The 14,489-nt window shown below is 59.7% G+C and carries 14 protein-coding genes; 9 read left to right on the top strand and 5 right to left on the bottom strand.

Annotated features, from left to right (window positions below; translation table 11 throughout):
- Nucleotides 1–119 precede the first annotated feature (119 nt).
- From ACYVIS_RS06850 to ACYVIS_RS06820, 7 genes are all read left to right on the top strand, one after another.
- Nucleotides 120–620 carry a formate dehydrogenase subunit gamma gene (locus ACYVIS_RS06850; protein WP_460873575.1) on the top strand — a complete coding sequence of 167 codons (501 nt, stop codon included), beginning with the start codon at nt 120–122 and terminating at the stop codon, nt 618–620.
- 3 nt (nt 621–623) lie between these two features.
- On the top strand, nt 624–2,195 hold the full coding sequence (locus ACYVIS_RS06845) for a formate dehydrogenase beta subunit (protein ID WP_460873574.1): 1,572 nt from the start codon (nt 624–626) through the stop codon (nt 2,193–2,195).
- A 14-nt stretch (nt 2,196–2,209) separates the two neighbouring features.
- Nucleotides 2,210–5,086 (top strand): formate dehydrogenase subunit alpha, encoded by a 2,877-nt coding sequence (gene fdhF, locus ACYVIS_RS06840; protein ID WP_460873573.1) that lies wholly within the window; start codon nt 2,210–2,212, stop codon nt 5,084–5,086.
- A 10-nt stretch (nt 5,087–5,096) separates the two neighbouring features.
- A complete protein-coding gene (gene fdhD / locus ACYVIS_RS06835) occupies nt 5,097–5,957 on the top strand; it encodes a formate dehydrogenase accessory sulfurtransferase FdhD (protein ID WP_232741007.1) in 861 nt (286 codons plus the stop codon).
- A complete protein-coding gene (locus tag ACYVIS_RS06830) occupies nt 5,954–6,214 on the top strand; it encodes a formate dehydrogenase subunit delta (RefSeq protein WP_232741008.1) in 261 nt (86 codons plus the stop codon). The genes fdhD and ACYVIS_RS06830 overlap by 4 nt, the downstream gene beginning before the upstream one ends.
- A 166-nt stretch (nt 6,215–6,380) precedes the next feature.
- Nucleotides 6,381–7,778: an L-lactate MFS transporter gene (locus ACYVIS_RS06825; protein ID WP_232741009.1), complete on the top strand. Its 1,398-nt coding sequence runs from the start codon at nt 6,381–6,383 to the stop codon at nt 7,776–7,778.
- Nucleotides 7,779–7,793: 15 nt separating this feature from the next.
- Nucleotides 7,794–7,913 (top strand): MFS transporter small subunit, encoded by a 120-nt coding sequence (locus ACYVIS_RS06820; RefSeq protein WP_232741010.1) that lies wholly within the window; start codon nt 7,794–7,796, stop codon nt 7,911–7,913.
- Between the two features lie 127 nt (nt 7,914–8,040).
- Here ACYVIS_RS06820 and ACYVIS_RS06815 read toward each other — a convergent pair whose 3' ends face one another.
- Both ACYVIS_RS06815 and ACYVIS_RS06810 read right to left on the bottom strand, forming a co-directional pair.
- The gene (locus ACYVIS_RS06815; RefSeq protein WP_232741011.1) at nt 8,041–8,502 is read right to left on the bottom strand and encodes a universal stress protein; all 462 of its coding nucleotides are present in this window, start codon (nt 8,500–8,502) and stop codon (nt 8,041–8,043) included.
- A gap of 120 nt (nt 8,503–8,622) precedes the next feature.
- Entirely contained in the window at nt 8,623–8,964 is a 342-nt protein-coding gene (locus ACYVIS_RS06810; protein WP_232741012.1) for a protein tyrosine phosphatase family protein, read from the bottom strand.
- A gap of 57 nt (nt 8,965–9,021) precedes the next feature.
- Here ACYVIS_RS06810 and ACYVIS_RS06805 point away from each other — a divergent pair, with 57 nt between their 5' ends.
- The gene (locus ACYVIS_RS06805; protein WP_255696554.1) at nt 9,022–9,624 is read left to right on the top strand and encodes a GNAT family N-acetyltransferase; all 603 of its coding nucleotides are present in this window, start codon (nt 9,022–9,024) and stop codon (nt 9,622–9,624) included.
- 748 nt (nt 9,625–10,372) lie between these two features.
- On the opposite strand, the gene ACYVIS_RS06800 is transcribed toward ACYVIS_RS06805, so the two are convergent.
- Entirely contained in the window at nt 10,373–11,125 is a 753-nt protein-coding gene (locus ACYVIS_RS06800; protein ID WP_460873572.1) for a ChbG/HpnK family deacetylase, read from the bottom strand.
- 77 nt (nt 11,126–11,202) lie between these two features.
- Here ACYVIS_RS06800 and ACYVIS_RS06795 point away from each other — a divergent pair, with 77 nt between their 5' ends.
- The gene (locus ACYVIS_RS06795; protein ID WP_232741014.1) at nt 11,203–11,592 is read left to right on the top strand and encodes a GtrA family protein; all 390 of its coding nucleotides are present in this window, start codon (nt 11,203–11,205) and stop codon (nt 11,590–11,592) included.
- Here ACYVIS_RS06795 and ACYVIS_RS06790 read toward each other — a convergent pair.
- The gene (locus ACYVIS_RS06790; protein ID WP_460873571.1) at nt 11,552–13,144 is read right to left on the bottom strand and encodes an ArnT family glycosyltransferase; all 1,593 of its coding nucleotides are present in this window, start codon (nt 13,142–13,144) and stop codon (nt 11,552–11,554) included. The genes ACYVIS_RS06795 and ACYVIS_RS06790 overlap by 41 nt on opposite strands.
- A 75-nt stretch (nt 13,145–13,219) precedes the next feature.
- Nucleotides 13,220–14,239 (bottom strand): glycosyltransferase family 2 protein, encoded by a 1,020-nt coding sequence (locus ACYVIS_RS06785; protein ID WP_232741016.1) that lies wholly within the window; start codon nt 14,237–14,239, stop codon nt 13,220–13,222.
- Nucleotides 14,240–14,489 lie beyond the last annotated feature (250 nt).

Genomic DNA, 14,489 nt, shown 5'->3' with positions numbered 1-14,489 from the left:
AAAAACTGAATATGCCTAGTAGATTAGCCTGGAAGCGATTCGATTAAATATGCAATTATATGCATAATAAGAAGCAATACAAGCCTTGCCCGAGACAAACCCATAACGAGGATAGCGTCATGCATACCCCTCCCAGCCGTTCCGAAACGGTACCGTCCGATCAAACCGTGCAGCAGGTCGCCCAGCAGGCCCTGCAACATTACCAGGGGCAGCCGGGCAATCTCCTGCCGATCCTGCACGCCATCCAGGACGCGCTGGGCTACATCCCGGCCAAGGCCGTTCCCGTGCTCGCCGAGGCCCTGCAGCTCTCGCGCGCCGAGATTCACGGCGTGATCAGTTTTTATGCGCACCTGCGCGACAAGCCTGCCGGCAAGGTAGTGCTTGAAATATGCCGCGCCGAGGCCTGCCAGGCCATGGGCGGCGAACACCTCGCCGAGCATGCCCGGCAGCACCTGGGTTGTGACTTTCACGCCACAAGCAGCGATGGCCAGGTCACTCTCGAACCGGTTTACTGTCTAGGCCTGTGCGCGCAATCGCCCTCAGTCATGGTCGACGGCCAGCCTTACGCCCGCATGACACCGGCCAAGCTCGACCAGTTGCTGCGCGACAAGGGGGTATAAGACATGGCCCAACCCATCAGGATTTTCGTCCCCAGGGATACCGCCGCGCTGGCTGTCGGCGCCGACGCCGTGGCCCAGGCCATTGCACAGGAGGCTGCGCGCCGCCAAATCTCCGTTCAAATCGTGCGCAACGGTTCGCGCGGCCTGCTGTGGCTTGAAACCCTGGTCGAAATCGAAACACCGCAAGGGCGACATGCCTACGGCCCGGTCGAGGCAAGCGATGTCGCCGGCCTGTTCGACGCCCGCTGGCTCGAAGGCAAGCACCATGCGCTCGCTCATGGGCTGACCGAAGAAATTCCCTACCTTAAAAACCAGGAACGGCTCACATTTGCCCGCGTCGGCATTACCGACCCGCTCAGCCTGGACGACTATCAGGCCCATGGCGGGTTTGCCGGGCTGAAACGCGCACTGGCCATTGAACCGGCCGCCATTGTCGACGAAGTCGTCAACTCGGGCCTGCGCGGCCGTGGAGGCGCGGCCTTTCCAACGGGGATCAAATGGAAAACCGTGCTGGCCACGGCGGCCGAGCAAAAATACATAGTCTGCAATGCGGACGAAGGCGATTCCGGAACGTTCTCCGACCGCATGCTGATGGAAGGCGATCCCTACGCCCTGATCGAAGGCATGGCCATTGCGGGCCTGGCCGTTCAGGCCACCTACGGCTACATCTATGTCCGGTCCGAATATCCCCATGCCATTGTGGCGCTCAATGCGGCGATTGCCCTGGCGCGCCAGGCAAACTGGCTGGGCAGCAACATCCAGGGCAGCGGCCGCGCTTTCGATCTCGAAGTCCGCAAGGCCGCCGGCGCCTATATTTGCGGCGAAGAGACATCGCTGCTCGAAAGCCTGGAAGGCAAGCGTGCCGTCGTGCGCGCCAAGCCGCCCTTGCCGGCCGTCAGCGGCCTGTTCGGCAAGCCTACCGCCATCAATAATGTCATTTCTCTGGCGTCGGTGCCCATCATCCTGGCACGCGGCGCCGCGTTTTACCGCGACTATGGCATGGGCCGCTCGCGCGGCACCCTGCCTTTCCAGTTGGCGGGCAATGTCAGGCAAGGCGGCCTGGTCGAAAAAGCCTTCGGCGTCAGCCTGCGCGAGCTGCTCTACGATTTCGGCGGTGGCAGCGCTTCGGGTCGTTCGTTGCGCGCGGTACAGGTGGGCGGCCCGCTGGGTGCTTACCTGCCTGAATCGCAATGGGATGTGCCGCTGGATTACGAAGCCTATATAGGCATTTCCGCAATGCTTGGGCATGGCGGCCTGGTCGCTTTCGACGATAGCGTCGACATGGCGAAAATGGCCCGCTACGCCATGGATTTCTGTGCCATCGAATCCTGCGGCAAATGTACGCCCTGTCGCATCGGCGCCGTGCGCGGCACCGAGGTCATCGACAAAATCATCCGCAACGACCAGCGTGAACAGCAAGTCCATCTGCTGCGCGATTTATGCGACACCATGCTGGGCGGGTCTTTGTGCGCGCTGGGCGGCATGACCCCTTACCCGGTTCTATCGGCGCTCGACCATTTCCCGGAAGACTTCGGCCTTTCCGCCACACCCACATCGACTCAGAAAGTCGCCTGATTCCGGAGCACACCATGTTAGAAACTGTTGTCAAGCGCGACCGCGATTTCGGCACACCCGCCAGGACCAGCACCGAAACCGTACGTCTGAGCATCGATGGGCAGGATGTCGAAGTGCCTGCGGGAACCTCCATCATGCGAGCCGCCGCGGAAACCGGCATCAATATTCCCAAGCTGTGCGCCACCGACAGCCTCGAAGCTTTCGGTTCCTGCCGCCTCTGCCTGGTGGAAATCAAGGGCCGCCGCGGCTACCCGGCTTCGTGCACCACACCGGTCGAGCCGGGCATGGTCGTGTATACCGAAACTCCAAAGCTGCACGACCTGCGCCGCGGCGTCATGGAGCTTTACATCTCCGACCATCCGCTCGATTGCCTGACCTGTCCCGCCAACGGCGACTGCGAGCTGCAGGACATGGCCGGCGTGGTGGGTCTGCGCAATGTGCGCTACGGCTACGAAGGCGCCAACCATCGTGACGACCAAATCGACGAATCGAACCCTTACTTTGCCTACGATCCTTCCAAGTGCATAGTGTGCAATCGCTGCGTACGCGCCTGCGACGAAACGCAAGGCACTTTTGCCCTGACGGTGGACGGCCGCGGCTTCGAATCGCGCATCGTTGCCGGACAGAAAAACTCCTTCCTGGATAGCGACTGCGTTTCTTGCGGCGCCTGCGTGCAGGCCTGCCCCACCTCTTCGCTGACCGAAAAATCCGTCATCATGATGGGCCAGGCCGAGCACTCCGTCATTACCACTTGCGCGTATTGCGGTGTGGGCTGCGCCTTCAAGGCCGAAATGAAAGGCCAGGAAGTGGTGCGCATGGTTCCCTGGAAAGATGGCAAGGCCAATCGCGGGCACTCCTGCGTCAAGGGGCGCTTTGCCTGGGGCTACACCACCCACAAGGATCGCATCACCACCCCCATGATACGCGGCAATATTGCCGACCCATGGCGCGAGGTAAGCTGGGAAGAAGCCATTGCCTACGCGGCATCGGAATTGAAACGCATACAGGCCAAATACGGCCGCGACTCGATCGGCGGCATTACATCGTCGCGCTGCACCAACGAAGAAACCTGGCTGGTGCAAAAGCTGGTGCGCGCCGGCTTCGGCACCAATAACGTCGATACCTGCGCGCGCGTGTGCCATTCGCCCACCGGCTATGGCCTGAAATCAACCATAGGCGAATCGGCAGGCACCCAAACCTTCGATTCCGTCATGCACACCGACGTGGCCATTATCATGGGCGCCAACCCCAGCGCCGCCCATCCGGTATTTGCATCGCGCCTCAAACGCCGCTTGCGCCAAGGCGCCAAGCTCATCGTCATCGACCCCCGCGCCATCGAGTTCGTCAGCGCGCCGCACGTCAAGGCCGACTATCACCTGCAGGTCCGCCCCGGCACCAACACGGCCCTGCTCTCGTCGATGGCGCATGTCATTGCCACTGAAGGCCTGATCGATGAAGCCTTTGTGGCGGCCCGCTGCGAAACCAAGGCCTTCCAGGAATGGCGCGATTTCGTGTCCCTGCCCGAAAATTCGCCCGAAGCCATGGAAGCGGTCACCGGCGTTCCCGCCGCCGATCTGCGCGGCGCGGCGCGCCTTTACGCCACCCATGGCAATGGTTCCATCTACTACGGCCTGGGCGTCACCGAGCACAGCCAGGGTTCGACTACCGTGATGGCCATTGCCAATCTGGCCATGGCCACCGGCAACATGGGGCGTGAAGGCGTGGGCGTCAATCCGCTGCGCGGCCAGAACAACGTGCAGGGTTCCTGCGACATGGGATCCTTCCCGCACGAGCTGCCGGGCTATCGGCATATTTCCGACGACGCGGTGCGCGGCGATTTCGAACACGACTGGAACGTGATCCTGCAGGCCGAACCGGGCCTGCGCATCCCCAATATGTTCGACGCGGCCATAGACGGCACCTTCAAAGGCCTGTACTGCCAGGGCGAAGACATCGTCCAGTCCGATCCGGACACGCAGCATGTGGCCAAGGCGCTGGCCTCGATGGAATGCATCATCATCCAGGACATGTTCCTGAACGAAACGGCCAAATACGCCCACGTTTTCCTGCCAGGCTCGTCATTCATGGAAAAAGACGGCACATTCACCAATGCCGAGCGCCGCATGTCGCGCGTACGCAAAATCGTGGAGCCCAAGGCCGGCTACGCAGACTGGGAAATCACCTGCCTGTTGTCCAACGCCCTGGGCTACCCCATGAACTACACCCATGCCAGCGAAATCATGGACGAAATCGCACGCCTCACACCAACGTTCGCCGGCGTCTCATTCAAGAAGATCGACGAACTGGGCGGCAGCGTGCAGTGGCCCTGCAATGAACAGGCCCCCGAGGGCACGCCGATCATGCACGTCGGCGAGTTCGTACGCGGCAAAGGCAAATTCATCATCACAAAATACGTGCCCAGCGAGGAACGCAGCACGCGAAAATTCCCCTTGCTGCTTACCACCGGCCGTATTTTGTCGCAATACAACGTGGGCGCCCAGACACGCCGCACTCCGAACGTGGCCTGGCACAGCGAAGACCTGCTCGAGATACATCCGCAAGATGCCGAAGACCGGGGCATAAAGGAAGGCGACTGGGTTGCCGTCCAGAGCCGCTCCGGCGAAACGGTCCTGCGCGCCAATGTCACCGAACGCGTGCAGCCCGGTGTGGTCTACACCACATTCCACTTCCCTGAATCGGGGGCCAATGTCGTGACGACCGACAGCTCGGACTGGGCCACCGGCTGTCCCGAGTACAAAGTCACCGCGGTACAGGCCAGGCGTGTCACCGAGCCGTCCGAATGGCAGGCCAAATGGACGCGCTTTAACGACATACAGCAGAAGTTGCTGAGCGAACGCGAACGCGCCCAGGGCGAAACCGCTCCGATATAGGTCAGCCCGAATGAAACCGGTCGATATCCTCCTGCACGAACCTGCCCTCCCCCCACAGGAAGGGCAGCGTTCGCACCTGGTCTTGCGCACCCATGCGCCAACCGGAATGCGCAGCGAAATGGACCAGATCGCCGACGAAACGGCCGTCGCCCTCGAATACAACGGGATCAGCCATGCCGCCTTGCTGGCGACACCCTGCAATCTCGAAGACCTGGCCTACGGTTTTTCGTTCACCGAGGGCATCATACGCGGAGCGCAAGACATGCGCGACATCGAAATCGTCGAGCGCAGCAACGGCCTTGTCATTCAAATGACCATTGCCAGCTCGTGCCTGAACCAGCTCAAATTGCGGCGGCGCAGCCTGGCCGGCAGCACCGGCTGCGGCTTGTGCGGCATCGAAAGCCTGGACGAAGTACGGCGCGAGCTGCCGCCTGTCGCGCCACGCCGAGCTCCGATCACCCGCACGGCCATCTCCAGCGCCGCCAGACACCTGCGCACACTGCAGCCGCTGCACCTGGCTACCGGCGCAACCCATGCCGCCGGCTGGGCCGGCCTCGATGGGGTCGTCGGGCACATCCGCGAAGATGTGGGACGGCACAATGCGCTCGACAAGCTGATCGGGCACTTGCTGCGCCACGGCATCGCCACCACCGACGGCATGGCCGTCATCTCCAGCCGGGCCAGCTTCGAAATGGTGCAGAAAGCCGCGGCCGCGGGCATGTCGGCCCTGATAGCCGTGTCCGCCCCCACCTCCTACGCCATACGTATCGCCAGCGAACTCAATATCATGCTGGCCGGCTTCGCCCGCGAACAGCAATTCACCATCTATAGCCATCCCGAATACCTTAGTCACGAGGGAGATCTCTTTTGAACATCAATCATCTGATCCGCATGGCCAACAGCATCGGCAATTTCTTCGAAGCCATGCCCGATCACACAGAGGGCCTCGAAGGCATCGCCAATCATATTCAGAAATTCTGGGAGCCCCGCATGCGCATTGACTTGCTGGACTTCCTGGATGCCCATCCAGATGGGCAATCGAGCGATGTCGGACTGAGCGCCATGGTACTTGAGGCGGTCGTCCAGAACCGGCAGCGCCTGACCCCCAAGACATCGAGCCAAACATAATGCTTCAACAGCCGCTTTCCGAGTTTTCAGTCTGGCTCGATGCGGCACACGCCTGTACCGCAAAACTCAGACTCCCCACCAACCGCAACATGCATACAACCAACGATTTTTACCCAACCGATTTACGCTTTACTTACCAGAACAAAGCCACCAACAAGGAGACAACATGAGCGACAGCCCATCAGATCATGGCTTTTTTAGCAAGGAACGTATTACCGCAGGGCCTGGTTTCAACCGCTGGATGATTCCCCCCGCCGCCCTGGCCGTCCATTTGTGCATCGGACAGGCCTATGCATTTTCGGTCTTCAACAACCCCATGACGCGCCTTATCGGCATTACCAAATCGGCGCCCGATGACTGGAGCCTGGCCACCCTGGGCTGGATCTTCAGCCTTGCCATTACCTTTCTCGGGCTTTCCGCCGCATTTGCCGGTAAATGGCTCGAGGATGTAGGCCCCCGCAAGGCCATGTTCGCCGCGGCCTGCTGCTTTGGCGGCGGCTTCATGGTCGCGTCCCTGGGCATCTACCTGCATCAGATATGGATGGTCTATCTGGGCTATGGAGTCCTGGGCGGCATAGGTCTGGGCGTCGGCTATGTATCGCCGGTATCGACTCTGATCAAATGGTTTCCCGACAAGCGCGGCATGGCCACCGGCATGGCCATCATGGGCTTCGGCGGCGGTGCGTTCATCGCGTCCCCGCTTTCGGTCGGACTCATGAGCCACTTCCACAGCGCCACATCGGTGGGAGTCGCCCAAACCTTTATCGTCCTGGGCATTTTGTACTTCATCTCCATGAACATCGGCGCACTGGCCATCCGCATCCCGGCCCCTGGCTGGAAACCGGCCGGCTGGACGCCTCCGGCCAAACAGAATGCGATGATCAGCCAGAATCATGTCCACATCGATCAGGCGCTCAAGACACCGCAGTTCTGGCTGGTCTGGTGGGCTCTTTGCCTGAACGTCACGGCGGGGATCGGCGTCATCGGCCAGGCCTCGGTCATGATCCAGGAAAGCTTCAAGGGGCAAGTCACCCCCGCTGCCGCGGCAGGCTTCGTGGGCCTGCTTTCCCTGTTCAACATGCTGGGGCGTTTTTTCTGGTCGTCGGCATCCGACTACGTGGGCCGCAAAAATACCTACTATATTTTCCTGGCATTGGGAGCCGTACTGTACTTCCTGGTCCCGGGCATGGGAGCGGCGGGCAACGTTGCCCTGTTCGTGCTGTTTTACGTGATCATCATTTCGATGTACGGCGGCGGCTTCTCGACGGTCCCGGCCTACCTGGCTGACTTGTTCGGCACCCGCTATGTAGGAGGCATTCACGGCCGCTTGCTGACAGCATGGGCCGCGGGGGGTATCTTCGGCCCCGTTCTGGTGAACTATATTCGCCAATACCAGGTCAATCACGGCGTCCCTCCGTCCCAGGCCTACACAGATACCATGCACCTCATGGCTATCCTGCTGATCATCGGTTTCATTTGCAATTTCTTCGTGCGCCCGGTCGCCCCGCATCACCACATGACCGGCGAGCAACTGAATATGCAACCCGCTCTTGCCACTAAATGACACCGGAGACACGACATGAATCAAAACAACACCACTTCTCCCGTTCTGCTGGTCATTTTCTGGCTGTACGTCGGCATACCGCTGGTAATCGGCGTCTGGGAAACCCTGCTCAAGGCCGCAGCGCTGTTTAAATAGAGCGAAATGCGCCTGAATAATGCCGGCACGCTAGGACAGCAACCGGCAGGAAACACAAAGCCCACCGGATTCCGGTGGGCTTTGTGTTCAGCGCGGGCGGCCACAAGGGCCGCCCTGCCTTCGCCGATTAATCGTTCTCTTTGACGCGATAGACCAGCACGGCGGTTTTCGCCAGGCCCAGCACTTTGACCGTCACACTGCCCAACAGCAGCCGCGACAAGCCGCTGCGGCCATGGCTGCCTATGAAAATAAGGTCGCATTTCTCTTCTTCAGCGGCCTGGACCAGGCCGTCGGCGACATTGAAATTGGATACCGCTTTACCGGAAGCCTTGACTCCGGCGGTGTCGGCCCGGTCGAGAACCGACTTCAAGTACTTCTTGGCCTGATCGGCCGCGGTTTTTTCGTAGTCTTCATCGGTAATGGCATAGGCTGCCGCCATGCCATCAAAACCCACCGTCGCGGCAAAAGGCTGCGTAACATATAGCGCCACAACCTCGGCCCCGATCTGACGGGCAAAGCACACGCCTTTGTTCGCAGCTTGTGCTGACAGCGCCGAACCATCGGTGGGAATCAGTATTTTCTTGAACATGGTGTTTGCTCCTGGTTGACGGATTAACCCTAGCTTAAACCATAAGCCGCACAAAAATAAAGCATGCCGGCACAGGGTTTATGCTAGATCTAGCGGCGGCCGGAATTTGCAAGCGGTGCATCAGGCCCGATTTGCGGCATGATACAAGTGCGTACAACGGGTGCCGGTGCGGCAATACGCCAACACAGGCGCGGGCAGCACATCGAGCAACTCGGCAAAACGCGCAACATCGTCGGCCGTCATGGCCCCACTGACCACGGGCTGATACTCCACCTGCAAGCCTGCCGCCTGGGCCGCTTTCATGACATCGGCCGCCTTGGGCTGATCGGGGCCGCCTTCGAAATCGGGCCGATTGATAATGACACTCTTAAAACCCGCTGCCGCCACTGCCGGCATATCCTCGGGGGATAGCTGGGGAGCCACCGCAAACGAGTCCGTAAGCGAATTAACTGGTACCGACATTTTTTTCTCCTTGATAGATCTTTATACTAGCGCATATCCCGACTGATCGAAAATAGCATGACCGCCCCTACCATCCTGCAAACCGCCAAACGAAACACCGCCCAGCACGACTCCGAGCCTATTCCGGGCCTGACAATCCGCGACGCAAGCGCCGACGACATGGCCTATGTGCAGGCTATTTATGCGCACCATGTGTTGCATAGTTCCGCCACCTTCGAAGAAGTTCCACCTACAGTGCAGGAAATGCAGTCGCGCCGCGAGCACGTACTGGCCCAGGGCCTGCCCTATCTGGTCGCTGTACTCGACAAGAAAATCATCGGTTACAGCTATGCATCGGCCTATCGCCCCCGCATCGCCTATCGCTATACCCTTGAAGACTCCATCTACCTGGCCGATGGCCAGGGCGGCAAGGGCGTGGGCAAGGCTTTGCTTACCGCGCTGCTGGCACGTTGCGAACAGGGGCCCTGGCGGCAAATGATTGCCGTGATCGCCGGCAACAACAATCTGCAGTCCATAGGCCTGCACCGCAGCCTGGGGTTCAAGCACGCGGGCACTCAGCCTTCCACAGGGTTCAAATTCAATCAGTGGATAGACGTGGTGTTCATGCAAAGGCCGCTCGGTCCGGGCGATACAACGCTTCCGGAAACTGGCTCCAAATAGCAAAAGGCGGTACATGGAGGCGGCTGGCTTCCCTGTACAACACTAGCAGCGCAATTTTTGGTTCGGGTTGTTTACGGGATTCGATGCTTTGGTAGCTTTGGTATTTAAAGACGCCGTCTATCGGGGCTTGGGGTCAGGCCCGGCACGGCGTGCTTGATCCGGATCTACCTCGTCCAGGCGGGCGTCGGGCGAACTCGCCCAGCCTCACGAGGCTGGGCTCAGACAGCGCCCGCCGAAAGCCCCCGCCTTCCCTACGGTAGCATCCGGCGCACGCCTTACGCCGGTCCTGACCCCAAGCCCCGATAGACGGCTCACGTAATGGCATGCCTGGAATGAACTTGCCGGCCCATGGGATACCTCGCTGCATTGCGTCAACGCAAGCCGCAGGGTGGGCGGTGCTGTGTAGTCCGGCGGTAGTCCAGCGCCGGGTGCTGACGAAGGGAAGGCGGGGGCCTTCGGCGGGCGCTGTCTGAGCCCGGCCTCGCGAGGCCGGGCGAGTTCGCCCGACGCCCGCCTGGACGAGGCAGACCCGGGCAGTCGGGGTGCGTAGCACCACGACCGCTGGACGTGCCGGACTGTACAGCACCGCCCACCCTGTGGCGTCTTTATAGAAATAACCGCCACCAACACCGCAACGCACAGCCCAAAGTCATCGCTCAAGCAGTACAGCCTACCCAAGCCTAAAAGCGGCTAAAAACAAAGCCACAGAAACACGCCCAGCGCTGTAAACCCTCGAACCAAAAATGCCTTAGGCCAGAATCAAGCCGCGATCCGCCATCCAGCGCGCCGCCTGATCGCCCGCCAATACCCGATACTCGGCCACGCGCTGCGCACCCAGTCCGTCGCCGGCCATCGCTTCGGCCGCCGGATGACACATCAGCACATCGCCATCGCCAGCGTGTTTAAGCCATCCCGACAGCAAAGTCTGGTAGACAACCTCTCCACCCTGAAAATTGTACACACCCAGGAATCCATCATTCAGAGGAAAACCATAGCGACGCGCCCGCCGCGCAAACCCATGCGCGCCCAGGAATTCGATGATCTTGGCCTTCGCCAGCAAAGACCACGACAAGCCTGGCTGAAAGCGCACCCTGGTGAAACGCAGCCAGGGCCGACACCCGGCATAACGCCGTTCCAGCTCGGACAGCAAGGCTTCGCGAATTTGCGGCAATTGGTGCACGTGCTGGTGGCCGTCGATAAAATCGGGAGCCTGGCCCAGAACCTTCTCGAAGCGATCCAACTGGCGCACAATCTGGTCTCGTACCCGGTCTGCGTCCAGGCGACGCAGATAAGCTCGGATAATCAGTTTCGATACCGGAAGGTACAAACCTGGCTGCCCCATGGCTTCGGTAAAATTCAAGTGCAGGCCCATCTGCAGGCCGCTCGCCTTGAGCGCCGCCGCATCGGCGCTGAACGCCGGCCCTTCGACCAGACAACTGGTGGCATTCAGGCGCCCCAGCCCGGCCAAACTCAGTACCGCCGCATCAATACCGGAATTCATGCCAAAATCGTCGGCGCAGATCACCATTTTTTTGCTTTTACCCTCAACCACCACGTAGTGCCTCTGGAAAACAAGTCATGCGAAAAATTATCCGGCAACTGAGTTGGTTTGTTGCCGTCGGCTGCGCCGCCGCAGCCACCCACTGGCTAATTGCCGTACTGACGGTACGGTTTCTTGGGTACGCACCGCTGATAGCCAACGTGATCGGCTGGCTGGTGGCGTTTTGCGTTTCGTTCGCAGGCCATTACCAATTCACCTTCAAGCACCAGAGAGCTCCGCTCGCCAAAGCCGCGCGGCGCTTTTTCATGGTGTCGGCCCTGGGTTTCAGTGTTAACGAAATCGCCTATGCCTATCTGCTGCGCGCCACGACTGTACGCTACGACATTTTGCTTGCGCTGATTTTAATCGCAATTGCAGCAATGACCTTTATTTTGGGCCGCTTTTGGGCGTTTCGGCACAAAACTTGAGCGCCGGACCCGGTTCCACTCGCCAGACACGCAACTTGCCGTATTCTGCATACACAGCCATCTCTCGCACAAACGGGAAATCATCGACGCTTTCCTTGTCGCCCATCAGCCATATCGCATCGGTCCGGGCCGTGCATAATTGGCTCGTCAAGGCCTGCGGCTGGATCAACAATTGCGCTGCCGCCTGGGGCTCGAATTCGCCGGCGTCGTAGAGTTCCTTGCGCCAGGTATCTTCGGTTTTGATGGACGGATCATCCCAGTTGGACACGACTTGCGCCGATTTGCCGCTGCGCAGGTAGAAATCCACGTCGTAACGATAACGCCCCAGCATGATGATCTTGTCCGAGGGATGAAATGACGTCCGCATCTTCGCGACCAGCGGCTTGGAGCTGGGCAACGGCGACACCACCAGCGCAACGACCGCCACCAGGCAAATTCCCAGAGACACGGCCAGGAAGACCGAAAAGGTACGCTGCGCCTTGTCCGAATCACCGCCCGATCCGCCCCGCAAGCGTGCCGCAAACGGTTCAGCCAGGAAAAAAGCGAATGGAATCAGCAAAGGCAGGATATACCCCACCAGCTTGGACGCCGGCAGGGAAAAGAAAATCAGCACGACCAGCAGCCACGACACCATCAGGCCGCGCAGGGCTCCGTGGGCCGGATTTTTCCAGTAGGCCTTGTTGGCCACGCGCCACAACTGCAGCGACCAGGGCAAACTCAACACCACCAGCACCGGCACATAAAACCAGAAGGGATGCGGATTATTGAAGCCGGTTTCCAGGAAACGCTCGAAGTGCTGATAAATAATGTAATAGTCGAAAAATCCTGGATAACGCACCTGCATGAGGATCATCCAGGGCAGGGAAACCAGCAGGAACACACCTATGGCAGGCAAATGGAACAATCGGCGCAAGGAATCGTAGCGGCGCCGTCCCAGTAGCCAGAAGAAGATGATCCCGCCCGGCAGAACGATGCCTATCAACCCTTTGGCCAGAAACCCCAGGCCTGCAATCCCATACGCCAACGCCAGCATCCGGCGGTAAGGCTCGCCGCGCTCGGCCCTGAATACGGCTTCGGCCGCCGCGATAACGGTGGCACTGATCATGGCCGCCACGGTCATGTCCAGATTGGCATACTGCGCAGCGCCAAATAGAAATGGCTGCGAGGCAAGAATCAGGGCGGCCACGATGGCGAGGCGCTGGCCAACGTGTTTTTTCAGAAACCAGAATGCCAGGCTCACTATCAGGGTGGCCGCCAGCACCGAAGTAAGACGCGCCGCCCACTCATTCACTCCGAAGAGTTCCATGGATAACGCGGTAATCCAGTAGAACAGGGGAGGCTTGTGGAAAAAAGGCAAACCGTCCAGACGCGGCACCGCCCAGTCGCCGAGCTTGAGCATGCCCCATGCCACACCCACATACCGACCCTCGTCGGGCAGAATCAGGGGACGAGTCCATGCCGTGGCCGACAGCCAGATCACCGTTGCCAAGGCAACCAGCCAGGTCGACTGCACATCAAGAGCTCTGGAAACCAGGCTGGAAAGGCGTTTCATCAAAAAGATTTCCTACATCAAAGCATTACAGCCGTGTACCGCGAATTGACTGGCCCGGAGCAAAACGGGAGGCAGTCAAACCGGGCCGGAAGACTCGGAAGCGCGAACCGTTACGCGCGGCGTCTCAGCCCCTGCCGTTGCGGGCCGGGAATCATGCAAACCGGTGCCGATTTGTTTGCGCAATAGATAGACGGGGCGATTTTTAACTTCACCGAAAATGCGGGCCACATATTCACCCAGGACACCCAGAGAGATCAGATTGACGCCGGCAAAAAACAGCACCACGGCAATCAGGGTCGTCCAGCCCTGAACCGGATCGCCATACAGCAGATGGTTGATCACCACATACAGCCCGTAGGCAAACGAGATCAGCGACAAAGTCGCACCCGACAGACTCAGCATGCGCAAGGGCCACGTGGTAAATGCAGTGATGCCGTCGATGGCAAAGCGAAACAGCTTGAAGGGCTTGAAACGGGTGGTGCCATGCAGGCGCTCGGGCGGCGAATAATACAGGGGCTCGGAACGAAATCCCACCCAGGCGAAAAGGCCTTTCATGAAACGATTGCGCTCGGGCAGCATCAGCAGCGCATCGACCACGGCGCGATCCATGAGACGGAAATCGCCGGCATTTTCCGGCACCTTCAGGCCTCCTGACGTGCGCATCATTTGATAGAACAATTTGGTGCCCCAGCGCTTGAACACCGATTCGTCGCTGCGCGTGGCCCGCACCGCATACACCATTTCAATACCCTCCTGCCAGCGCTCGAGCATGGTGGGAATCAGCGCCGGTGGATGCTGCAAGTCGGCATCCATGCACACAACCACTTGCCCGCGGGCCATGTCGAGTCCGGCGCTAAGCGCGGCTTCCTTGCCGAAATTTCTGGAAAGCTGAAGGTAAACCACCTGTGGGTGTTCCTGCACCCAACGGGCCAAAGTGATCGGAGTGTGGTCTGTGCTTCCGTCGTCGACGACTATGATTTCATAGGCCGGCGCCAACGTTTTCAATACCGCGATCAGGGCCGGCAAGAGAACGTTCAGGTTCGCTTCTTCATTCAGACACGGAACTACACAACTGATAGAGGATGGCTGGGGCATATTTCTGGTAGCGCCCTGCCGATACTCGTTGGCGGGGCATCGGTACAAGGCGCAAGGGGCTCTCAGGCAATGGAATTAAGACACGCGAAGGACGGCAGGCACACCTGCAGCGCACAATACCGGCCAGCCATGCAGGCCATTTATAGCACGCCCGTTGAACCTCGACGACAGGCATCGCTTCGCAACCCCTTGCATTGTCACCGATTATGGCTATTTCAACATCATTTTTCGCCAAAGCCGGCTCATCGCA

It is taken from the genome of Paralcaligenes ginsengisoli (genome assembly GCF_054781135.1).
This window is presented reverse-complemented; position numbering and strand designations above follow the sequence as displayed.

What these genes read in the sequence shown, in the direction of transcription:
- ACYVIS_RS06815 (WP_232741011.1), bottom strand. Translation starts at nt 8,502, where the DNA reads ATGTTCAAGAAAATACTGATTCCCACCGATGGTTCGGCGCTGTCAGCA.
- fdhF (WP_460873573.1), top strand. Translation starts at nt 2,210, where the DNA reads ATGTTAGAAACTGTTGTCAAGCGCGACCGCGATTTCGGCACACCCGCC.
- ACYVIS_RS06800 (WP_460873572.1), bottom strand. Translation starts at nt 11,125, where the DNA reads ATGAATTCCGGTATTGATGCGGCGGTACTGAGTTTGGCCGGGCTGGGG.
- ACYVIS_RS06795 (WP_232741014.1), top strand. Translation starts at nt 11,203, where the DNA reads ATGCGAAAAATTATCCGGCAACTGAGTTGGTTTGTTGCCGTCGGCTGC.
- ACYVIS_RS06785 (WP_232741016.1), bottom strand. Translation starts at nt 14,239, where the DNA reads ATGCCCCAGCCATCCTCTATCAGTTGTGTAGTTCCGTGTCTGAATGAA.
- ACYVIS_RS06850 (WP_460873575.1), top strand. Translation starts at nt 120, where the DNA reads ATGCATACCCCTCCCAGCCGTTCCGAAACGGTACCGTCCGATCAAACC.
- ACYVIS_RS06820 (WP_232741010.1), top strand. Translation starts at nt 7,794, where the DNA reads ATGAATCAAAACAACACCACTTCTCCCGTTCTGCTGGTCATTTTCTGG.
- ACYVIS_RS06825 (WP_232741009.1), top strand. Translation starts at nt 6,381, where the DNA reads ATGAGCGACAGCCCATCAGATCATGGCTTTTTTAGCAAGGAACGTATT.
- ACYVIS_RS06810 (WP_232741012.1), bottom strand. Translation starts at nt 8,964, where the DNA reads ATGTCGGTACCAGTTAATTCGCTTACGGACTCGTTTGCGGTGGCTCCC.
- ACYVIS_RS06845 (WP_460873574.1), top strand. Translation starts at nt 624, where the DNA reads ATGGCCCAACCCATCAGGATTTTCGTCCCCAGGGATACCGCCGCGCTG.
- fdhD (WP_232741007.1), top strand. Translation starts at nt 5,097, where the DNA reads ATGAAACCGGTCGATATCCTCCTGCACGAACCTGCCCTCCCCCCACAG.
- ACYVIS_RS06790 (WP_460873571.1), bottom strand. Translation starts at nt 13,144, where the DNA reads ATGAAACGCCTTTCCAGCCTGGTTTCCAGAGCTCTTGATGTGCAGTCG.
- ACYVIS_RS06805 (WP_255696554.1), top strand. Translation starts at nt 9,022, where the DNA reads ATGACCGCCCCTACCATCCTGCAAACCGCCAAACGAAACACCGCCCAG.